Raw genomic sequence first — 22428 nt, 5'->3', positions numbered from 1 at the left:
ATGACTAAGAAAAGTTTGTTGTTGCTGGCAGGGATCAGTGGCTTTACCGCTGTAACTGCGCAGAACACATTCACCGGTATTGAGCTGCAACCTACGGTTGCTTATCTGAAGAAAAACGGAAAGGAAGCCAGGATGGTACGCCTGCTTTTTCATGGCGGTAACAGCTATGCAAAAGCAACGGTACGGATGGAATTTAACAGCAGGCTGGATAGTGTACTGGTGCCTGCCAGTGAAAAGGGCATCAGCTTATATGAACTGCCTTTACCCGGAGACGCGGTGGGCAGGGAAACGCAACTGAGTGTACAGGTAGTATCGGCCGGCAGGGAGTACAACGCACGCTGCATGGTAGCGCCTACGCAGAAATGGAAAGTATACCTGTTGCCGCACTCACATGTGGACATTGGTTATACCAACGTACAGGCAAAGGTGATGAAGATCCACCTGGATAACATTGATGAAGCCATCAAGATTGCGAAGAAAACAGAACAGTACCCTGAAGGCGCGCGTTTTAAATGGAATACAGAGGCTTTCTGGGTAGTGGACCATTACCTGGCAGGTGCAGATGAGGCAAAGAAAAAAGCTTTCTGGGAAGCAGTGAAGAAGGGATGGATCAATATTGATGGGGCCTATGCCAATATCAATACCAGTATCACCGATTCCCGCCAGCTGATGCAGATGTTCCATACCGCAGTGAAAACTGCCAAAGAACATGGCGTGGAAATACATACCATGTTCCAGGGAGATGTACCCGGTGCTTCATGGGGTTTGTCCAGCCAGGCAGATATCACCGGCATCAAATATTTCTGGGGTGCACCCAATGCAGGAGACCGTATCGGTAATTCCTTCAAGTGGCGTGACAGGCCTTTCTACTGGCAATCACCCGGCGGGCAGAAACTCCTTTACTGGCAAAGTTCCCCATACTCTATTGGTTATTCCCTGAAAGGCAACAAGATCCCTAACTTCTTTACAGTAGAAGATCCCTTGCCCTTTTATACCGGCAAACCTTCTGAGAACTTCCTGAATCCTTTCCTCTTTAATTATTTAGCTGAACTGGACCAGAAGTTATTCCCTTATAACATGACCATCCTTACCTGGGCCATGAGTGATAATGCGCCCATCGATCCGGAATTACCGGATGCGGTGAAGGAATGGAATGAAAGATATGCTTCCCCGCAACTGGTGATCACTTCCGTGAAAGATTTCTTTCATGATTTTGAAGCAGCATACGGCGCTAAAGTACCTGTAGTATCAGGAGATTATACGGAGTACTGGACGGATGGAATTGCTTCTGCGGCAAGGGAAACAGGCATCAACCGCAATAACTCAGACAGGTTGCTGCAGGCAGAAGCTATCTGGGCTTTACGTAATAAGAAGGCATTTCCTGCACGTGATTTTGATACGGCCTGGAATAATGTGCTTATGTTCAACGAGCATACCTGGGGCGCACATAACAGTGTATCCCATCCTGAAGATCCTAAAGCCATAGCGCAATGGAGTTATAAGCAGGCTTTTGCCTTAACAGCACAGGCACAATCAAAAGAGCTGCTGGCAAAAGCAGCAGCAGATGCCAGTGCTGCCAGCGGGGTCGATGTATACAATACATTGGGGCAGCAACGTACGGATGTAGTACTGATCCCTGCAGCACAAAGCAGTGCAGGAGATTTAGTGAAAGATGCCGGTGGCAGATCAGTTCCTTCCCAGCGTTTAAGTACAGGAGAACTGGCGGTACTGGTGAAACAGATCCCCGCTTTTTCAAAACAGCGTTTTACTATTCATAACGGTAAGGCCTATGTGGGAGAACGTGCCTCCGTAAGCACCACCACTTTGCAGAATAAATTCTATACCATAAAGCTGGATGAAAAAACCGGGCACATCATCAGCCTGGAAAAAGCAGGGCGTAACCTGGCAGATTCCGGCGGCCTGAATCAATATACTTATCTGCCTGATGCTGCGAAAGAGAAGATCCAGTTCGCAGGGCCGGCAAAGATTACTATAAAAGAGAAAGGTCCTTTAGTGGTAAGTCTTGAAGCTGTGTCTGACGCACCCGGTGCTCATTCGCTGAAGAGGGAAGTGAGATTAACGGCTGGGGTAGACCGTGTAGAGATCATCAACACTTTAGATAAAAAAGCGGTGCCCGCAAAAGAAGGGGTGCACTTTGCATTTCCTTTTAAAGTACCAGGTGCGCAGGTGCGTTACAGTATTCCATGGGGCAGTGTAGCAGCTGAAGAAGATCAGTTGCAGCATGCCAACAGGAACTGGTATTCCGTGCAACGTTGGGTAGATGTATCCAACAAAGACTTTGGCGTTACCTGGTCCAGCCTGGATGCGCCTTTGTTTGAGATAGGCACGCAAACCAGTGCAGGATTACTGGGTGGCCTCACCCGTTCACCTAAGTGGATCAATTACATGGAGCAAAACCCGGCTATATATTCCTGGGTAATGAACAACCTCTGGCATACCAATTTCCGCAGGGACCAGGAAGGCGTGACGGTGTTCCGTTATGCATTGCAGGTACATGATGCATATGATGTAGCGGCTGCCAATCAGCAGGGCTTCAGTAATCACCGTTCTTTAGTGGCCACGCCGGCTGCAGGGCCTGCCACAGAATCACTTTTCTTTTCCATTGACAGTAAAGCAGTATACGTTGAGAGTATTAAACCTGCAGCAGGTGGAAAAGGTGTGGTAGTGCAACTGGTAAATACACAGGAGCAGCCTGCTGTGGTTACCCTTAAAGGCAAGATCAACGTATGGCAAAGCAATATGCTGGAAGAATATAAAAATAAACTGGAAGACCGTGTTGAATTACCGGGCAAGGGTGTCATCATGGTTCGTGTAGAAACTAAATAAGAAAAATGCTGAACATTAAGGAGGAAAACAGGCGGGTAGCAGTACAACCGCTTTTACCGGTGCAATTGAGCAAACATACTGCAGGAGCATATGATATCCATCCCACCCACACCCTGGGGAGGGGACGTATCCATACGGATTACGAAGGTTTGGTGGAGTGGATGCTCCTGCATCAGCAGGTATGTATAGATGGTTATACCGGTATATGGTGGGATGAATTGTATCATACTTTACAGGAGGAATTTAATCGCAGGGGCATTACCGTACAATGGCATTTTGCAAAGGATGCTTTAAAGGAAGATGTTAACGCGCTCATAGCACCATTCCTCGGTGAAGAAGGAGACGTTTGGGGAACACGCACCAGCCTGCGCATCCATGATCTGTTCCACAAAGATAAACTGGCGGCCATGCAATCAACGCATAAAGGCCTGCATATTATCATGGGCACTGGTGCAGCACTGGTAAATGATAAAGCACCGGTGATCTACCTGGACCTTCCAAAGAATGAATTACAATACCGTATGCGTGCAGGTGTTGCTGCTAACCTGGGGAGTAATGGCAGTAATGTTTTTGCAGAAATGTACAAGCAGGCCTACTTTGTGGATTGGGTGATCCTGAATGAGTATAAACAATCCCTGTTGCCGCGCATCGGCATATTTGTGGATACGCAGCGTGGGGAAACTATTACCTGGGTGCATAAGGATGATCTGCTGGCAGGGATAGACCAGATCTGCCGGGATACCTTCCGGGTGCGCCCATGGTTTGAGCCTGGTGCATGGGGAGGGCAGTGGATGAAAGAAAGGATCCCCGGTCTTTCACTGGAAGCAGTGAACTATGCCTGGTCTTTTGAAATGATCGTACCGGAGAACGGTGTTGTATTTGAAAGTGATGGGTACCTGCTGGAAATACCTTTTGAATGGCTGATGTACCGGCAGCATAGAGCTATCCTCGGTAAACATGCAGCCATCTTCCGTTACGAGTTTCCTATCCGTTTCGACTTCCTGGATACTTTTGATGGCGGAAATCTTTCTATTCAATGCCATCCTTCCTTATCTTACATCCGGGAACACTTTGGCGAAAACATCACACAGGATGAAACGTATTACATCCTGGATTGTAAAGATGATGCAAAAGTTTACCTCGGATTCCATGAAAATATTGATCCTGCTGCCTTCCGGGCAGACCTGGATAATAGCGTGCAATTCAATCAGCCGGTGAACATCCCGCAGTATGTACAGGCTTTCAAAGCCAGCAAACATGCCTTGTTCCTCATACCGAACGGTACGGTGCACAGTGCAGGTGCTGATAACCTGGTATTGGAGATCAGTGCCACGCCTTACATCTTTACATTCAAGATGTACGACTGGCTGCGGCTGGGGCTGGATGGAGAACCAAGGGCCATCAATATTGAACATGCATTCCGTAACCTGCAGTTCGGCAGGCAGGGGGCAGCGGTAGAGAAAGAACTTATTTCCGTGCCGGCTTTACTGGAAGAGGGAAAGGACTGGCAACTGGTACACCTGCCCACACACCGGGAACATTTTTATGATGTACACCGCATTGAGCTGGATACGACTGTTAGCTTTAAAACAGAAGGCATCTGTTTAGTGATGATGCTGGTGGAAGGAACTTCCATCTCCATTAAAACAGCAGCAGGTACAGCAACAGTGTATCATTATGCAGAAACATTTGTGATACCGGCAGATGCGGATGTTTACACCATCACCAACCTGGGTAAGGGCCGTGCTAAAGTGATCAAAGCATTTTTGAAAGAAGAACATCCTGTTTTTAATAGCCTGTATGAATAGATCATTCCTCGTTATGACCACAATAGTGGCCTCCCTGGGAGGTTTCCTGTTTGGGTTTGATATGGCCGTAGTGTCTGGTATTTTACCTTTTGTGCGGGAACAGTTCGGATTGAATGCCCTGCAGGAAGGATGGTTTGTGTCTTCCGCACTGGCAGGTTGCATACTGGGCGTGATTGTTTCCAGCGATCTGAGCGACAGGCTGGGCAGGAAGAAATTATTGTTCATTGCTGCTTTTCTATTTCTGCTGGCTGCCGTTGGTTGTGCATTGTTTGCTGATCTGGCCTGGCTCATCACGGCCCGTATACTGGGTGGTGTGGCAGTAGGGATCGCCTCCACGGTAGTGCCTTTATACCTCTCTGAAATTGCACCGGATGATAAAAGAGGAAGACTTGTTACCTATTATCAACTAGCCGTAACGATAGGCATACTGGTGGCTTATCTCAGCAATGCTATGCTGCTGAACTATGCGCTGGCAAATGCCGGAAAGAGTACCAGCTGGTTATTCGTAAAAGAACCCTGGCGCGGTATGTTTGGTGTAGGTGCAATCCCTGCGGTATTATTCCTGGCAGGTTTAACACAGGTGCCGGAAAGCCCGCGCTGGTTAATGAGAGAAAAACAAACAGCAGGCAGTTATAAAGAACTGTTTGCGCCGGAAATAAAGAGAGCCATCCTGATAGGCATACTGTTACCGCTCTTCTCACAGTTCAGCGGTATCAATGCCATCATTTATTATGGCCCCAGCATTTTGCATGATGCCGGTATCACCCTGAGCAATTCTTTCATCAGCCAGATCATTTTCGGTGCAGCGAATGTGTTCTTCACCATCTTTGCCATCTGGAAAGTGGATAGCCTGGGCAGACGGCCGCTTTATCTCTGGGGTACTGCAGGTGCTGCCCTGAGCCTCGCTTTAACCGGCATCTGTTTTTTTACCGGTGCCACGGGATTACATTTGCTGCTTTGCGTGATGTTATTCCTGGCCTTTTTTGCATTCTCCATTGGTCCGCTGAAATTTGTGATCGCAGCAGAGATCTTCCCGGATCATATCAGGGCAAGGGCATTGTCTGTAAGCATTATGGTGATGTGGCTGGCAGATACGCTGGTAGGGCAGATCACACCTATCCTGCTGCATGAATTCGGTACAGCACAAACCTTCTGGTTTTTTGCCGCCTTCTGCGTGATGGCATTCATTACCGTGTATAAATTATTACCGGAAACAAAAGGACAATCTTTCGAAGAGATACAAAGAACAATGAGGCATATATGAGCGTATTGGGTGTAGATATAGGAGGCTCGCATATTACCACGGCTTTGATAGACCTGGAAAGCAGGGATCTGGTACCCGGTTCTCATCACCGGGAAAGGGTGAATTCAAATGGCAGTGCTGAAGAGATCATACACAGCTGGTGTGAAGTGATGCGGGAAAGCATGCATGGCAAACATAAGATAGGCATTGCCATGCCGGGGCCGTTTGATTATGAGGAAGGTATTTCCCTGATCAGGGGATTGCATAAATACGAGGCCTTGTATGGCCTGCCAGTGAAAGCCATGTTAGCGGAAGCTTTAGGGATAGAGAAGGAAGATATTGTTATGCACAACGATGCTGCCTGTTTTTTGCAGGGAGAACTTTTTAATGGTGCGGTAAAAGAACAACGTCCCGTGATAGGTCTTACATTGGGTACTGGTTTTGGCTCTGCCATTGCCACTAATGGTCATGCTGAAGATGCCGGTTTCTGGAACACCCCCTTCCTGGGATCAAGAGCAGAAGAGCACTTCAGCACCAGGTGGTTCATTGCCCGCTATGAAGCTTTGAGTGGAATAAAAGAAGAGAATGTAAAGAACATCGCTGCATTGGCCGCTACATCAGTTGCAGCAGCAACCGTGTTCCGGGAATTCAGTGAGAACCTGGGGATGTTCCTGCAACAGGTAACGCCCAGGCCTGCCATGATTGTATTGGGTGGAAATATATCCCATGCACACGCGCATTTCCTGCATAGCCTGCGGCAGCAGATGAAAGATGTGGAGATCGTATTATCCGAACTGGGGGAGAAAGCTGCGCTGCTGGGCGCTGCCAGTTACTGGTATTAGTACATTTACCTTCTGCGGGGATGTATAAAAATACTGGCATTAGCGCCTGCTTTCTACAGCATATACAAAACTGTCTGCCCGGTAATAACCAAGATTATATTCAATAGGGCGTTCTCCCTGGTCAAATACATAACGCTTGCGGAACAGGATGGGGCTGCCGTTGTCTACGCCAAGTTTGGATGCAATAAAATTATCTGCAGCAGTTGCGCTGATCTCTTCCTTGGATAAAGTGGCGATCACGGAATGATCTTTTTCAAAGATCTCATACAGCGGGCGCCTGAAATCTTCTTCGCCGGTTAATCCAACGCGGGGATGAAAATAGGAGATGAAGTAAACGAAGGGCCATTCCGGTTTACCCCTGAGCCTTTCCAGTTTCAGTATTTTTTTATCTGTTCCTATTTCAAAGAAGTTGGCAATCTTTTCATCCGGGAACACCCAGGTAAGATGCATTTCATAATCTTTGATCACAATACCGCGTGCCGCCATTTCCTGCGAAAAGCTCAGCCAGTTCATAGACTTGGAGCTTACCGCCATTTCAGCCACTTTAGTACCCACCCCTTTTTTCCTGATCAGCAGGCCTTCATACACCAGTTTATTGAGTGCCATCCGGAGGGTGGACCTTGAAATAGCCAGTTGTTTGGAGAGATCTACTTCATTCGGCAACATCTTCCCGTTCTGGTATTCTTCTTCCGCTATCAGCTTGCGTAACAACTCTTCTGCCTGGATATGTAAAGGGGTATGGCTATTGTGATTGATCTTCAGTTTCATGTCGCAAAACTATTGCTTTTTCGATAAATGTCTATATGTTTAAACAAAACATTTGCGAACCAAATTCGATGTTATAACGTAGTTCCTTTTATCAGCAGCATCTTTTCAATGGAAGCATCTTTCAGGTGCAGGAACTTTGCGCGTTCCTTGTCTGCCTTGAAGTCCTCAAAATCAGCTTCACTGTTAAATGTGGCCAGGTGTATCTCATAGGGCGCTTCAACCGGTTGCATAATATGGTTCTCCTGGGTTGGCCTTATCCGGAAGAGCATACGGCCATTATACCTGGCCACAATGGGAATGGCCACATTTTCAAATTCATCGAAAACGGCTTCCTGGCCGGGCTTTACATAAATGAGTTGCGTGATGTAGATCATAGTATTAACAAGATAGCGGAAATATTTTTAAAGCCCTGTGTTACGCGCACCCGCTTTTTTTGATATGTTTACAACCGCCAACAAAGAGCTAACATTGCGTAATAAGGTTGTAGATATCAGTGAACCACTCTTACAGGAAGTATCACAGGGCAGTGAAAGTGCTTTCCGTGCGCTGTTCCATCAATATGCAGATCACCTTCATACTTACATCTGGCAACTTACCAGGTCAAAGGAACTGGCGGAAGAAGTAGTGCAGGATATCTTCCTCCAGATCTGGATGGCCCGTGAAACCTTATGCAGCATCCGTAATTTCCGTACCTACCTTTTTGTTATTGCCCGTAATCATGCGCTGAATGCCCTGAAAAAGATAGCCAGGGAAAGAAAACACCTGGATGAGTGGGAGCTGACCCGTTATCCTGAAACGGAGCCGCAGGACATGGAGGCCAGCCTGGGCCTTGTAGAGCAGGCGATTGCACAGCTACCTGCCCAACAGCAAAAGGCATGGCTCCTGAGCCGCAAACAGGGCAAAAAGTACCAGGAAATTGCACAGGAAATGGACCTCTCCCGGGAAACGGTTAAAAAATACATCCGGTATGCTACGCAATCTATTATGCAATATGTGGTCAGGCATCCTGATCTGCTGTTGATGGCATTACTTTTAAGCAGGCTCTGAAATTTTTTTCCTGCCCAATAGCCCCTTTTTCAAACTTTAGTTGTTCCTATTATACCACTATGAATTCAAGACTACCTGAATTATTCGAACGCTGGATGCAAAACCAGTGCACACCCGCAGAAAAGGAAGAGTTCCTGCATCTGCTGGAAGAGGTGGGCCCGGATGAGATGAACCCTTTGTTAAAGGATGCCTGGGATTCGCTAAAAGCGGAAACCATGCTGAGCACCGGGGAAAAAGACCGTATGGTGGACCGTATATTACAGCAATCCCCTGCAGAAGAGATAGAAATTTCCCGCAGACCACGCTGGTGGGCTGCCGCGGCCGCCATATTAGTGCTTTGCATAGCCGGCGGTGCATGGTATGGTTTACAGCAAAGGTCAGGTAAGGGGCCGGTGGTGAATGCACCCAAGGGTTCACACGACGTTAACCCGGGTAAAGAAGGCGCCATCCTCACGCTCGCAAACGGCAAAACCATTGTGCTGGATTCCCTGGGTAACGGGCTTGTAGCAAAACAGAATGGTACACAGGTAGTATTGAATAATGGCAGCCTGCTTTATCATGCGGAAGATGCTGAGGCCATCAGTTACAATACCATCACCACACCCCGTGGCCGTAAGTTTCAGCTGGTATTACCGGATGGAACAAAAGTATGGCTGAATGCGGCTTCCTCCCTTCGTTTCCCCACGGTATTCTCCGGTAAGGAGCGTAAAGTGGAAATAACAGGAGAGGCATTCTTTGAAGTGAACAGGAACACGGCCCAGCCTTTTATTGTACAGATCAATGAACATGCAGATATACGTGTTGTAGGAACACAGTTCAACGTGAATGCTTATGAAGATGAAGCCAGTATTCACACTACTTTGCTGGAAGGGTCTGTGCGCATCCGTTCACATGAGCAGGTCCGTTTATTATCGCCCGGCCAGCAGGCACAGATCAGTAATAGTGGAGAACTCAGCATTGTGGAGCATGCTAACCTGGAACAGGTAACGGCATGGAAAGCAGGTTTCTTTAATTTCCGCGGCGCCAGCCTGCCGGAAGTAATGCGGGAACTGGCCCGCTGGTACGATCTGGAAGTTATTTACGAAGGAAAAATACCAGAGCAGCAGTTTGAGGGAGAACTGCCCAGAACATTACAATTATCACAGGTGACGAAAATATTAACCAAAGTCGACGTTAAATTCAGGATCGAACAGGGGCGCAGGCTCATCGTACAACCGTAAACATCAACATATAGAACCTAAAGGATCCTCCGCCACAGGTGGCGCAAGGAAAGTATTGTTATGAATAAAACGCAATGACAGGCCGGAAATAGAAACAGGGAAATGCTGCAAACATTTCCCTGCGGATAATTTCAGGCTTCTTTCATAAAAGGTCTGGCAAGACATTCTTATTAATCAACCTAAAATCGTTACAAAAGTATGAATTTCTACACTTTTTGTAAGTATGCCTTCTATTGCCTTAAGCAGGAGGGCGCAACCAAAAAACTAAGCGAGGTAAGGTCAGCTCCGGTACCGTATCGGCGGCCCTGCTTTACAACAATCGTGAACACGATGAAGATCACTACTGTTTTCCTCTTTGCCGTTTGTATGCACGTGAGCGCCAGCACCCGCTCACAGACTGTTACATTTTCCGGAAAAGATGTACCACTCTCTAAAGTATTTGCCGTTGTTAAACAACAAACTGGCTATGTATTCTTCTATAATAAAACCATCCTTCGGGATGGCGCCAGTATTAATGTGCAGGCCAAAGACCAGCCACTGGAAGCCTTCCTGAAAGTAGTGCTGCAGGGCCAGCTACTGGATTATACCATAGAGGATAAGGTGATCATCATCTCCCGTAAACCGGTGGATGAATTGCCGGATATGTCGCCCGTGACTGTCAGCGGCCGTATTACAGATGACAGAGGTGTACCGCTGCCCGGCGTATCCGTAAAAGTAAAGGGCTCGCCCAAAGGTGCTACCACCAACTCAGATGGAGTGTTCAGCATTTCCAATATACCCGAAGATGCACATCTCATTGTTTCTTACATTGGTTTTGAAACAAAGGAAGTGGCCATCCAGGGCAAAACAACCATCAATCTTCAGTTGATACCCGCCAGTAAGGATATTGAAGGCGTAACGGTAGTAGGCTATTCTTCCAAGAACGTAAAATATCTTTCCAGCGCAGTAGCTACCGTTTCCCGTGAAAAACTGCGGGACGTTACTTCCAATAACCTCAACAGTCTTTTACAGGGTAAAGCTTCCGGTGTGGTTGTAAGCGCCCCTTCCGGAGATCCTGCTGCTGCCGTGAATGTGGTGATCCGTGGCCAGGGTACACTGGCTGCCGGTATCAACCCGCTGATCGTAGTAGATGGTAATATCGGAGGCACTTTTAATCCCAATGATGTAGAGTCTGTTACTATCCTGAAAGATGCCGCGGCTACCGGTCTTTATGGAAGCCGTGCTGCCAATGGTGTGATCATTGTTACCACCCGCCAGGGTAAAGCCGGTAAAACAAGGATAGAGCTGAGCAGCGTGGTGGGTTTTAATGAAGCCAATAACGGCAAGTTCAAACTCATGAACTCCCAGCAGTTATATGATTACCAGAAAACTTTTACCACCCGCTCAGACACCGTGTTGAAAACAGATACGGACTGGCAGGACATTGCTTTCCGCAGGGCCATGACGCAGAGTTATACACTCTCTGCTTCAGGTGGTAGTGAAAAAACACAGTTCTACGCGGCAGGTAATTATTATAAAGAAGAAGGTACCCTGCTCACCAATAGCAGAACCGCCTATAACTTCCGGGTGAACATAACGCATAAGCTCACGGATAAGATCAAGATGGCAGTACTCCTGAACGGAGAATACCTCAAGAATAATAACCACCACAGCAGCACACTCTACGGCGCATATACCTATCTGCCCTGGGATAAACCTTACAATGCAGATGGTACGCCCCGTTTCGGCAGTGGTACCGGTTGGCTGGGAAGGGAGCAGCAGAATTTCCTGCATTCCCTGCAATATAATCTGTCCTTCAACCGCGCAATGAGCTTTAACGGTGACCTGAACCTGGATTATGCTATCACCAAACATATCACCCTATCCAGCTATAACAGGGCTAATATTTATAATTATAAATCAACTGAGTATTATGATCAGCGTTCCAAAGAGGGAACAGCGGATAAAGGGCTGCTGATGCACAACATCAGTTACAACAATACCCTGCTCAGCTCTAACAGGCTCCGTTATGAAAATAACTTCGGAGATCATAATCTCACGTTGTTAGGTGTAGGTGAGGCAGAGAAATATTACGGTGATGAGAATGGTATATCCGGCCGTGGCCTCCCTGCGGGCATGACTGCCATGTCCACCGCCACGGAAGCCAAAACAACACCTACCGGCGGCCGTAGCGAATACAGCTTTACCAAATGGCTGGCACAGGCAGATTACAATTTCAACAACCGGTATTTCTTCCTGGCTTCCTATGTACATGATATCTCTTCCAAATTCGGGAACAATACACCGGGTGGTAATTTCTATCAGCTGGGTGCTTCCTGGATCATTAGCAATGAAATGTTCATGGCAGGTAATAACACGATCACTTTCCTGAAAATACGTGGTAGCCATGGTACGGTGGGTAACCCTCCTTCAGACAATTACCGCTCCCTGGGATTGTATACTTATGATCAGTCTGCTTCCTATGCAGGGCAATCCGGTTCCTATCCTTCCCAGAAAGCCAATCCCAATCTTACCTGGGAAAAGATCCGCGTGAATAATCTCGGGCTGGATATCAGTTTCTTTAAACGCATCGATCTGAATATAGACGTGTATGACAAGCAGGCACGTTCACTCCTGATGCTGAAACCCTTACCGCTTACCAGTGGTTATTCCAACATCATGGAGAACATTGGTTCCATGCGTAACCGCGGGATAGAGTTCACGCTCAATACCCGTAACCTTACGGGCGAGTTCAAATGGGAGACCAGTTTTAACATGGCTTTTAACAGGAATGAAGTACTCAAGCTGAATGGCAAGGATAAGTTTGCTTCGCCCGGAAGCAATCAGCCTGTAGGGCTTGGCGAGGATATGGATAAATGGTACATGCGTATCTGGGCCGGTGTGGACCCCGCCAATGGTGATCCTTTATGGGAAAAGATCATTACCGATGCAGATGGTAAAACCTATCTCACTTACACCAATTCATACAATGCGGCTACACTTCAATATACAGGTACTTCCTCTGCGCCTAAGTTCACCGGTGGTATGCTGAACACTTTCAGCTGGAAAGGTTTGTCCCTGAGCGCTTTCTTCAATTTTGTAAAAGGCAACCAGGTGTTCAACAGTTCCCGCCAGTTCTTTGATTCAGATGGTATCTACGACAGTTACAACCAGATGGTATTGGCTGATGGCTGGAGCAGATGGTCCAAACCCGGCGATATTGCCACGCATCCCAAACCATTGCTGGGAGGTAATAAAGCAGCCAACGAGCCCTCTTCCCGTTTCCTGGAAGACGGTAGTTACATCCGCCTGCGTAACATCACCCTGGGGTACAACCTTCCGGAAAGTGTATTGCAGAAATTAAAGATCGGCAGCATCAGGGTATTCCTCAGCGGCGATAATCTCTGGACGGGTACACACTTCTCCGGTATGGACCCTGAAGTATCTTTTGTGACCGCAGGTGGCGCCACCAAAGGTGTTTCCGGTACTAAATATCCTATCAGCAAAAAATACCTGTTGGGTGTAAACATCGGGTTCTAAAAACTAACACATGAAATCATCAATCATATTCATATTCCTGCTTACCGCCACTATGGCCTGTAAGAAGTACTACGAACCATCCACCGCCAAAAATGAAAACGAGGCATTGAAGAATGTGGACGATGTAAAGTCTGCCACCATTGGTACCTACGCAGTACTGAAGAATCCCAACTATGTGCGGAGCATTCACTTCCTCACAGAATACCAGGGAGATAATATTGCCCAGGGGCAGGCTTCTTCAGATGCTTTGTCCAACGCCTACCGTTATACGCACTTAGTGGATATGAGCCATGTGAACAACGTATGGCAACAATCCTATTTTGTGATCAACTCTGCCAATAAAGTGATCTCCTTTGTGCCGGATGATGCTTCCGTTTTACTTCGCCAGCTGAAAGGGGAGAACCTTTACCTCCGTGCCATGATGTACTTCAACCTCGTGCGCGTTTTTGGAAGACCTTATCCCCAGGGCGCAGGAGCAGGCCCGGCAGTGCCTATTGTAAAGGAAGATACCAAGGAAGAATTCCCTGCACGTAATACCGTGAAAGAGGTATATGACCTGGTGATAGCAGACCTGCTGAAAGCGGCAGACCTGATGACGGAAGCCAAGAACAATAACTTCGCTTCCAAAGAAGTAGCCTGGGCTTTACTCAGCCGCGTGTACCTTTACAAAGAAGATCATCCAAAAGCTATCGAGTATGCCAATAAGCTGATCACTTCTCCCCGTTACGGCCTGCTCACCGGAGATGCCTATAAAAATTATTTCCGCGGTGTGCCGGAGGAGAACAAAGAAACCATTTTCTGCATCCGCCATATCAAAACAGAGAACCGCGACTTCAGCGCCATCGGTTCTATGTATTACAGTGAAGGCGGCCAGGGGCAAACCGGCTGGGGAGAGATCTATGCCAGCAAACAGTTCGTGGATTTCGTGGATAAACAACCGGCTGACCTGCGGCATGCTTTCATTTCTCCTTATACAAATGCCGGCCCTGTGCTAGCCTGGCCTTATACAGTGCCTGCTCCGGATGTGCGTATGAATACGCGGCTGGTGCCTAATACGCCCATGTATTACATCAACAAATACAATTACCAGGAAGGGCTTACCAACCTGAGTTCTCCGGTATACCTGCGCCTTGCAGAAATGTACCTGATCCGCGCAGAGGCCCATGCCAAATCAGGTGCTGCGCAACTGGCACTGGACGATGTGAATGTACTCCGCCAGCGCGCCGGTCTTAGTGGTGCTGCATTGCCCACCTTAGCGAGCATCGCACTGGAAGGCAGAACAGCATTAGATGTTGTGATAGATGAACGCAGGCTGGAACTGGCCTTCGAAGGCCACCGTGCTTATGATCTGTTCAGGAATAACCGCCCGCTGGAAAGGAATTATCCCGGCACGCATTCCCTGAACAACACACCTTCCACCAATATCACACAAACCATTCAGCCAACGGATAACAGGGTGATCTATTTCATTCCCAACCGTGAAAGACTGGTAAATGCTAACCTCACTCAAAACCCGTAAGCAAATGAAAAGTAATGTATATATCCTGCTGATGGCCGCTGTGCTGAGCGCCTGTGGCAAAGCAGAAGTAGTCACCTTCCAGGACAGGTCCACCGTTATAAAAGCAGATCGCAGTACATGGACGGCCACGGCTTCCAGTGAAGAAACCACCGCAGAAGCTGCGGGAGCTTCCATGCTGCTGGATGGTAAGATAGCCACCTACTGGCATTCTGATTATTCTGTAACAAATCCTCCCTACCCACATTGGATAAGGATCGATATGAAAACAGCCATCAAACTGGTATCCATAGAGATCACCGCAAGGCAGAACAATGCCAATGCCATGACTAAGTTTAAACTGGAAGGAAGTACGGATGGTAACACCTGGAGTTTAATGGGCGATAACCTTGTATTCATCGGTGCTACTAAAACAGCCCAAAGTTTCCCGGTGAGTTCTTCTGTTACCATACGGTACCTACGGCTCACTGCATTGGAGGGGCCGGTGAAGAATAACTTTATAGCAGAAATAGAAGCGTTTGCCGGTAAATAAAATATTACCGTTTGTATGAAAGCAGGCCCGTGAGTTAACCCACGGGCCATTTTTATTGTGCAAGGCGGATGACATGCAGCCAGTTCAAAACACGGATAACAGGATACACCGGATCAAATTCATACCACTTTGTACCAAAATTCACATGAGAGGGATGTTTGTGATGGTTGTTATGGTAAGATTCACCCAGCATGAGGAGATCCGGTTTTAACAGGTTGGTGGAAGTGTTCTTCAGTTCATAGTTCTTGTATCCGTATTTGTGTGCATACCAGTTAATGATAGCCCCGTGTATGGCACTCATGGCAATGGTGATGGGCAATAAGAAGAAGAACCAGAAAGAGGGCGCGAACAGTATGTATATAGCTGTATATCCCAGCACCCATAACATGCGGCTGAAAAAAGATCCTGCCCACTTATCGAATGTTGGCCAGTCCGGCAGCCCTTTGCTGAAGTGTTCACTGTCTTTTGATTTCCCTTTTACGATACGCTGATAAGCCATCCTTGCCCGCCACATCATGGCAAATACATTGGGTGAATATTTGGGAGAATGCGGATCTTTCTCTGTATCTGTATAAGCATGGTGCATGCGGTGCATGATGCCATAAGCCCTGGCGCTCATATAAGAAGAGCCCTGGGAGAAGTAAGAGAAAAGGTAGAAGACCTTTTCCCAGAACGGGCTCATTTTAAACGCGCCATGGGAAGTATATCTGTGCTGGAAGAATGTCTGTGCAAAAAGTGCCGCATACCAGTGTATGACAAAAAAAATGAGTATTAGCATGTTGATGAATTTACCGTGAATGAGATAAAAACGCAGCAAATTCAATATGTTAAAACAAGCTTGGAAGAAATGGTACGCGAATGCGAAAAAGAGGGAACTGAATTCAATGTATTTCTATGACCTATATAAGATACGAAATTTTTTTGAATAATGGGAGTTTTCTTTTCTGAAAACTTAACGTTGGTTGCAGGGCATAAAAAAGAAATATACCAGCAGCTTCATTTTTATTTTAAAGGTAGAAAGCACATGCAGGAGGAGATATGCAAAAAATGATCAATTATTATTTTTAGTGTAACTTATGTAAGTAATCCTAAATACTGCCTGCACTATGTTGCTAAGAGATAAACTCACATTTGTACAGATCTCCCGCCTTACCTGGCGGCTGGACCTGTTGATACTGTTCTTTTGTACATTGGCTTATATAGCAGACACCTACTGGCTGAAACGGCATGTAGCCATCCCCGTTACCTTCAGCACTGTGTTGGGAACAGCCATCGCATTTTTCATTGGCTTTAATAATAACCAGGCATATGGGCGCTGGTGGGAAGGCCGGCAGATCTGGGGCTCACTGGTGAATGATTCCCGTTCCTGGGGCCGCAACCTGTTGCATTTTTGTGATCAGAGCGCCAGTGACGAAGCGCCACATGTAGCCCGCAGGATGATCTTCCGCCACATCGGTTTCTTATATGCACTCAAAGCCAATTTGCGTAAAACCGGCGATCCCTATTATGAGGGTTATCTCAGCAGGCAGGAAGCAGAAAATGTAGCTAACAGCAGTAATATCCCAAATGCCATCCTTGATATCCAGGCAGCAGATCTGCAGCTGTTACGTGAACAGGGCGCGATAGATGGTTTCCTTTTCAGGGATATGAATCAATTGCTGATGAACCATTGTAATGATATGGGCAAATGTGAACGTATCCGCAATACCGCCTTCCCACCGAGTTATCTTTTCTTCACCCGTGTATTCATCTGGATCTTTGTGATCATGAACACCCTGATGCTTGCAGAATCAATAGGCTACTGGTCCGTTATTTTCGGATGGCTGTTCGGATTTGTATTCCATGTAACACATCAGAACGGGATCAGTATCATGAACCCTTTTGAACAGAACATGATGAGCCTGCCGCTGGATAGCATCACGCGGACGATTGAGATCAACCTCCTGGAGATGCTGGGGCATGAGCCTTTGCCTTCTCCGGTGGAGGCGATTGACGGGCAGTATTTATTATAATTTTATCCTACTGTGAGGATCTTTGCACAGCTTGCATATTTTACTTCCTGTATGAATGCATTCGTAATGGGCGTACCCATTTGAATACCGATGGATAGCAGCATGCTCTTTGTATCATCAATTCCTGAAAGACTGTTTAACTGCAGTGTAAAAACCTGCGCTTCGAATGCCTGCTGCACCGGTTGCCAGTCTGTATAAACAGTGTTTGCCCTGGGAAGGATGATCTTATCCTTGTAATTTGCTCCATTGTATGCACTGTCTGTAAACACACCAAATCCTATCACGAAACGATAAAGCGGGGCTTTCCATGGGAATTCCAGGTTCAGTTGCGGATGAAGATGAGGAATGTCTATTGTCGCGCTGCCGGTTTCCCGCTCAATAGTCCCTTTCAATGGATACTTCACCACGGAATCAAAAATGATGTCCTTATTCAGCTGGAATCCTTCCAGCAGGTAGCGGTATTGTGAGAAATTAACCGCGCGTTTTCCTCTTTCATTCACATTGTCCAGGAGTTGAATGTTCTTCGCCAGCGTGGTGAGCGTTGGTGTGAAATTGTAATCCGCCAGTTTGTTTAAGGGAAAGAGTGCGTTGCGGATGCTTTTAACGGTATTGGCGCAGCCACTGAATTCCGCATTGTTCTCCCGGGTGCGGGCAAAAGCCGGTAACGTTTTGATCTGTTCTTTGGAGGCACCTCCTTTTTTGCGGACTACGATCTTGTCTGTTCCCTTCATTTTGTAGAAGGACATGTTGCCAAGAGAGCCGGTGAATTCGGGGCCGTTCGATAAAAAAGCCATGGGTTTAACTGTTTTGGTGATAAAATGAGGTATAACCCATGCAAGGTACAAGATAAGTATATTCATACCTAATTTATTTATAAACTGTAGATAAGCCGTATCTATAAGGGACGGCTTATCTATGACTTATATACGGGTCATATACGGCTTATATACGGCTTATCTTGTTTTATTGAAGGCAAATGAGGGACCTGGGGGTGGTTTTGGACAGGGTTTAGGCTTTGTTTTCTTTATGGTTGTTATCCCACCTTGCCTTATGCCTGATCTATAGCAGGCTGTGGGAAATTCCAGGAAGTGAGTTTATCTTCCCAGTTGTTTCATCATCGTTAGTTCATCCGTCACCCGCCAGTGCTGGGTGATCTTTCCGTTCTCTATCTGTTCAATATTGATCTGGTTTACGGTGATCTTTCTTCCGGTAGGCGGCATGCCAAACAGCGTATCCGTTTGTGTGCCGGTCATGATCACCCGGGCAACAGCTTTGCCTTCTGTTACAATGATATCCTGTATTTCGTAGTGCAGGTCGGGGAAGCCTTTCCTGATAGCCTGAATGATGGGTTTTAACCCATCAGGGCCGGGAGGAGGGTTAGGCGTGCTGGGAGTATGGTTGATATAATCTTCACTTAAGAGTTCATCTAAGACTTCCAGTTTTCCTTCGTTCCATACTTCGTTGTAATACCGTTCTATGATCCTTTTGTTGTTCGCCTGTTGGGAACAGGAGGAAATCAATAGTAATAAAGCCACTGTCTGCAATAGTTTCATACATACAAAGCAACTTATTCCTGTTGTGCCGGAAATTAAAGTAGTTTATTTTTTAGCTGTTTCCTCCTGAGTATACTCAGGAAAACAGGGGTGATGCCCAGGTAGGATGCGATCTGCTTTTGCGGTATGCGCTGGTCCATATGCGGGTATTTCTCTGTAAAAAAGCGATAACGTTCTTCCGCTGAAGAAGAAAGGTTTTGTTCGATACGCTGCTGGTGAGCTACAAAAGCATTTTGTAAAATGATCCTGAAGAAACGTTCAAATTTTGGGACCCTTTCATATAACCGATCGATGTCCGGTTTGGATATTTGCAGTACTTCCGTGTCTTCCAGGGCATCAATCATATATTGTGCAGGTGTTTGCATCAGAAAGCTGCGAAGATCGCTGACCCACCAGTTCTCTACACCAAACATCACCACATGTTCCACACCGTTATTGTCCAGCGTATATACCCGCAGGCAGCCTTTTGTGATGAAGCTTTCGTACCTGCAGATCTCTCCCTGTTTTAACAGAAAGTCTTTTCTTTTGATGGTGTTTGGTTTAATGAGGCGCAGGAAGAATTCGGTTTCTTCTTTATCCAGGCTGATGTGCGCTTTGATGTTTTGCAGGAGGAGTTCCGTTTTCATGAAGCTTTGCTTTTCCCGTTTAAAATTAGTAACTTCCTGATGTTAAAGTTACAGTATGTCTACCCCAAAAAAAGCCCCCGGCAAGAGTGATCAGCCTGCACAGACCTCATCGTCCGGCAATACGTTCTTTTCACCTGTTAACAATTTTTTCAGTGCCCCACCTGTTATTCAAAAACAGGCTGCCACTGCAGCACCTGCAACGCCTGCCGCGGGCAGCACGTTGAGCGCACCGTTAACGGATTCAGAGTGGCGGGGAGTGGAAGTCTGGAAGTCCTGCGGATTTGTGGGAATAGACCCGCTTACCAATAATCCACGGAGAAATGCAGAGCTGATGGCTGCTGCCCTTTTCTGTGAGCGTGCACTTTTCTCCCGGGAATTTGATGAACGCCGGGAAGATCCCCTGTTATGTATCCTTACAGATGTTACTATTGCGGACCCAAGGGTACAAACACTGGCCACACATGTGGCATCCAGGGGGCCTATACTCAGCTGGGAGCAACGTACGATAGCAGACCCGGTGTTGTATGCCATGGAAAGACTGATCAATGAATACCACTTCCCGGTGAACGGCGCAGCAGGTATGGTGGGCAACCTCCGGGCAGAATCCGGTGTTATTCCCAACAGGATAGAAGGCAGTGCTGCCGGTACGCCCATGCGTGCAGAAGGATCAGATCATGCTATGCACGATTTCACGCCTGACCAGATCATGAACCGCGGTACACCTAACCAGGTAGGTCCTTTGCTGCCTGGTGTGGGCATAGCGCAGTGGACCACCGGCACCCGGCGTAGCGGATTGTTTGAGCACCAGTATTGTGGTATGACGTCCGGCGCTAATATCCTTTTTAACATGGATGCGCAGATAGATTATCTCGTCACGGAATTGCAGGGCCGTTTTGCCGGTGTGTACAATACTTTAACGAATGCCAGGACCTCTGTGGACGCAGCCAGTGATGTAGTGGTGAAAAGATTTGAAGTACCCGGTGCCATCCTGAACAATGGGGCTTTGCGCCCTGATACAGACCCTGCTGTGGTGGAAGTGCTGACCGCGCGCAGGAATCTCAGCCAGGGGGCATTCAATGCCTACAGGGCAGCACATCCCTAGGAGCTGAGGAATTTTTGCTAACTAAATGAAAAAGAGTAAATCACCGTGGTTTGCCCCTTTTTATTGCGCTAGATAATTTTCGTACATTCAGCAATCCTCTAAAGCATAATTATGGCAATCAGGTTATTTGGCTTCGGAAAGAAGAAAGGAGATATTGTATTTGATCTCTTTAAAAAAGAATTAGAGAAGCAAGGACTAAAAATAGATAAGGTTGATGAAACCGAACTTATTGACGTTAAATTGGGAGAGCTGACATTAAGGGTTAGCCTGGATAATTTGAGGAAGAATTATGAGCGTGATAAAGATGAAAACCATATTAAAGATTTCGTACAAACATTGGTCTCCTATAATGAGGAACTTCCTTCAGAATGGGAGGAAGTGAAGAGAGATATCTATGTTTCGCTATTCCCCAATGATTTTGAATTCAACGACTTTATACATCATAAAGTGACGGATGAATTTAGTAAAGTATATATTCATTCCAGTGAAGGTAGAAATACCTGGTTAAGTTCACGTGATCTGGAAACCTGGAATATTACAGTGCCTGAGTTGGTAGAACAGGCCAACCTGAATGCAGATCGTTTATTGGCTGAAACAGTTATTACTTTTCAAATAATAGAGGACCGAAAACTGGGCCTCTTCGAGTTGAAACATGAAACGCTGAAAGGGGCATTGCTTTTTGCCCCGGCATTGAAACAAAAGATCAGCGCTGATTTTGGCTTTCCATTCTATGCTGTAATTCCGGTTAGGGATTTTTGTTATTTGTTTTCTGAAAAGGACCTGGATTTTTTTGCTGAGCGAATCGGGCGGGTAGTCGTGGATGAGTATAAACAATCTGGTTATCCTGTTACAACAGAGATACTAAAATTTTCAGATGATGGAGTAGAGGCAGAAGGTAAATACCCTTTAGAATAATGCCATGTTTGATCAGTCCTTTTTAGACTTCCTTGAATATAAAGTTTGTGATGCACTGGAAGGCAGTGGACTTTGGTGCGATGGCGTAATGTCTCCAAGGTATTTAAAAGATCAAAGGGAAATATGGCTTACGGCCTTTGTGGGTAAAGACGGGCAGTCGAAATATAAATTAATACTCAGGCTGGGAGATAAATCGCTGAGCCGGTATACGAGAAATCTGGATATAAAAGAATGCTGGCCGGAAGATGACAGGCAAGGCTGGTTTGATATTGATCCCGCCAATGCCCTGATGATCATACAACTTGATTAAAAATAAACCATTTTCAGATGCTCCATCTTACCCGGAATTTTTTTTAGTAAATTAAGTGACAACCGAAAACTGATTGACTATGAACCCCGAACCTAATGTTAAGCAGGCTGTGCCTTTTTTCATGGTGGCGAATATGGAGGCCTCCCTGGTTTTTTATATAGATAAAGTTGGTTTTGAATTGGAGATCAAGCAGGTGCCTGCAGACAGGATAGAATGGTGCTGGCTGCAATTTGGCAACGCTTCCATTATGCTGCAGGAACATATGAAAACGGGTGAATATACTGAGTATAAAAAGGGTGTGGGTGTTTGTTTTATGTAGTGATACCATTGCCTTCTATACATTCAGATCAAAAGGAATAGATGTAAATGAACCTGTTGTGGAAAATGGATTATGGGTGATCAAACTGACAGATCCGGATGGCTATAATCTATTATTTGAAAGCGAAACAAATGTATCTGAGGAAACACGGTATTCAGACTGGACAGCAACTGGAAAATTACCTGATGGGAAACATCCTTAAAATAAAGAACCCTTCAGCATGCAATCATCTGAAGGGTTCTATTATAT

21 protein-coding genes are annotated in these 22428 nt (G+C 46.5%); 15 read left to right on the top strand and 6 right to left on the bottom strand.

All coding sequences use genetic code 11. The annotated features are described in order from the left end of the window. Genes AAHN97_RS13545 through AAHN97_RS13530 form a run of 4 tightly spaced genes read left to right on the top strand, consistent with a single transcriptional unit; the run spans nt 1 to nt 6740 of the window. Nucleotides 1–2847, top strand: coding sequence for a glycoside hydrolase family 38 C-terminal domain-containing protein (locus tag AAHN97_RS13545; RefSeq protein WP_343308169.1), 2847 nt, complete (start codon nt 1–3; stop codon nt 2845–2847). Between the two features lie 5 nt (nt 2848–2852). Beyond that, entirely contained in the window at nt 2853–4655 is a 1803-nt protein-coding gene (locus tag AAHN97_RS13540; protein ID WP_343308168.1) for a class I mannose-6-phosphate isomerase, read from the top strand. Next, nucleotides 4648–5919, top strand: coding sequence for an MFS transporter (locus AAHN97_RS13535; protein WP_343308167.1), 1272 nt, complete (start codon nt 4648–4650; stop codon nt 5917–5919). The genes AAHN97_RS13540 and AAHN97_RS13535 overlap by 8 nt, the downstream gene beginning before the upstream one ends. Next, nucleotides 5916–6740 carry an ROK family protein gene (locus tag AAHN97_RS13530; protein WP_343308166.1) on the top strand — a complete coding sequence of 275 codons (825 nt, stop codon included), beginning with the start codon at nt 5916–5918 and terminating at the stop codon, nt 6738–6740. Before AAHN97_RS13535 ends, AAHN97_RS13530 begins: the two co-directional genes overlap by 4 nt. 39 nt (nt 6741–6779) lie before the next feature. Here AAHN97_RS13530 and AAHN97_RS13525 read toward each other — a convergent pair whose 3' ends face one another. Both AAHN97_RS13525 and AAHN97_RS13520 read right to left on the bottom strand, forming a co-directional pair. Then, nucleotides 6780–7508 carry a GntR family transcriptional regulator gene (locus AAHN97_RS13525; RefSeq protein ID WP_343308165.1) on the bottom strand — a complete coding sequence of 243 codons (729 nt, stop codon included), beginning with the start codon at nt 7506–7508 and terminating at the stop codon, nt 6780–6782. Nucleotides 7509–7579: 71 nt separating this feature from the next. Further along, entirely contained in the window at nt 7580–7882 is a 303-nt protein-coding gene (locus tag AAHN97_RS13520) for a DUF1330 domain-containing protein (protein ID WP_343308164.1), read from the bottom strand. A 94-nt stretch (nt 7883–7976) separates the two neighbouring features. On the opposite strand from AAHN97_RS13520, the gene AAHN97_RS13515 reads away from it, so the two are divergent. The 5 genes from AAHN97_RS13515 to AAHN97_RS13495 all read left to right on the top strand — a co-directional run bounded on the left by AAHN97_RS13515 (nt 7977) and on the right by AAHN97_RS13495 (nt 15342). Further along, nucleotides 7977–8555 (top strand): RNA polymerase sigma factor, encoded by a 579-nt coding sequence (locus AAHN97_RS13515; RefSeq protein ID WP_343308163.1) that lies wholly within the window; start codon nt 7977–7979, stop codon nt 8553–8555. A 59-nt stretch (nt 8556–8614) separates the two neighbouring features. Continuing rightward, nucleotides 8615–9775, top strand: a complete 1161-nt coding sequence (locus tag AAHN97_RS13510; protein WP_343308162.1) for a FecR family protein — start codon at nt 8615–8617, stop codon at nt 9773–9775. A 330-nt stretch (nt 9776–10105) separates the two neighbouring features. Then, nucleotides 10106–13294: a TonB-dependent receptor gene (locus AAHN97_RS13505; RefSeq protein WP_343308161.1), complete on the top strand. Its 3189-nt coding sequence runs from the start codon at nt 10106–10108 to the stop codon at nt 13292–13294. Between the two features lie 10 nt (nt 13295–13304). Continuing rightward, entirely contained in the window at nt 13305–14813 is a 1509-nt protein-coding gene (locus tag AAHN97_RS13500) for a RagB/SusD family nutrient uptake outer membrane protein (protein ID WP_343308160.1), read from the top strand. Nucleotides 14814–14817: 4 nt separating this feature from the next. Further along, nucleotides 14818–15342, top strand: coding sequence for a discoidin domain-containing protein (locus tag AAHN97_RS13495; protein ID WP_343308159.1), 525 nt, complete (start codon nt 14818–14820; stop codon nt 15340–15342). A 52-nt stretch (nt 15343–15394) separates the two neighbouring features. On the opposite strand, the gene AAHN97_RS13490 is transcribed toward AAHN97_RS13495, so the two are convergent. Continuing rightward, entirely contained in the window at nt 15395–16120 is a 726-nt protein-coding gene (locus tag AAHN97_RS13490; protein WP_343308158.1) for an acyl-CoA desaturase, read from the bottom strand. 328 nt (nt 16121–16448) lie between these two features. Here AAHN97_RS13490 and AAHN97_RS13485 point away from each other — a divergent pair, with 328 nt between their 5' ends. Beyond that, nucleotides 16449–17354 (top strand): bestrophin family protein, encoded by a 906-nt coding sequence (locus AAHN97_RS13485; RefSeq protein WP_343308157.1) that lies wholly within the window; start codon nt 16449–16451, stop codon nt 17352–17354. A gap of 2 nt (nt 17355–17356) precedes the next feature. Here the strand turns inward: AAHN97_RS13485 and AAHN97_RS13480 are convergent, their stop codons facing one another. From AAHN97_RS13480 to AAHN97_RS13470, 3 genes are all read right to left on the bottom strand, one after another. Next, on the bottom strand, nt 17357–18214 hold the full coding sequence (locus AAHN97_RS13480) for a hypothetical protein (protein ID WP_343308156.1): 858 nt from the start codon (nt 18212–18214) through the stop codon (nt 17357–17359). 234 nt (nt 18215–18448) lie between these two features. Then, the gene (locus AAHN97_RS13475; protein WP_343308155.1) at nt 18449–18907 is read right to left on the bottom strand and encodes an ester cyclase; all 459 of its coding nucleotides are present in this window, start codon (nt 18905–18907) and stop codon (nt 18449–18451) included. Between the two features lie 35 nt (nt 18908–18942). After that, complete coding sequence (locus AAHN97_RS13470) at nt 18943–19533, bottom strand: Crp/Fnr family transcriptional regulator (protein WP_343308154.1); 591 nt, start codon at nt 19531–19533, stop codon at nt 18943–18945. Between the two features lie 55 nt (nt 19534–19588). On the opposite strand from AAHN97_RS13470, the gene AAHN97_RS13465 reads away from it, so the two are divergent. From AAHN97_RS13465 to AAHN97_RS13445, 5 genes are all read left to right on the top strand, one after another. Continuing rightward, complete coding sequence (locus AAHN97_RS13465; protein ID WP_343308153.1) at nt 19589–20635, top strand: phage tail tip lysozyme; 1047 nt, start codon at nt 19589–19591, stop codon at nt 20633–20635. A gap of 111 nt (nt 20636–20746) precedes the next feature. Next, complete coding sequence (locus AAHN97_RS13460) at nt 20747–21550, top strand: hypothetical protein (protein ID WP_343308152.1); 804 nt, start codon at nt 20747–20749, stop codon at nt 21548–21550. Nucleotides 21551–21554: 4 nt separating this feature from the next. Next, nucleotides 21555–21860 carry a hypothetical protein gene (locus AAHN97_RS13455; protein WP_343308151.1) on the top strand — a complete coding sequence of 102 codons (306 nt, stop codon included), beginning with the start codon at nt 21555–21557 and terminating at the stop codon, nt 21858–21860. Between the two features lie 79 nt (nt 21861–21939). Beyond that, nucleotides 21940–22179 carry a hypothetical protein gene (locus tag AAHN97_RS13450; protein WP_343308150.1) on the top strand — a complete coding sequence of 80 codons (240 nt, stop codon included), beginning with the start codon at nt 21940–21942 and terminating at the stop codon, nt 22177–22179. Beyond that, nucleotides 22163–22381, top strand: a complete 219-nt coding sequence (locus tag AAHN97_RS13445; protein WP_343308149.1) for a hypothetical protein — start codon at nt 22163–22165, stop codon at nt 22379–22381. Before AAHN97_RS13450 ends, AAHN97_RS13445 begins: the two co-directional genes overlap by 17 nt. Nucleotides 22382–22428: the final 47 nt, after the last annotated feature.

Origin of the sequence: Chitinophaga niabensis, from assembly GCF_039545795.1 — a bacterium.
GTDB classification, from domain to species: Bacteria; Bacteroidota; Bacteroidia; order Chitinophagales; family Chitinophagaceae; genus Chitinophaga; species Chitinophaga niabensis_B.
This window is presented reverse-complemented; position numbering and strand designations above follow the sequence as displayed.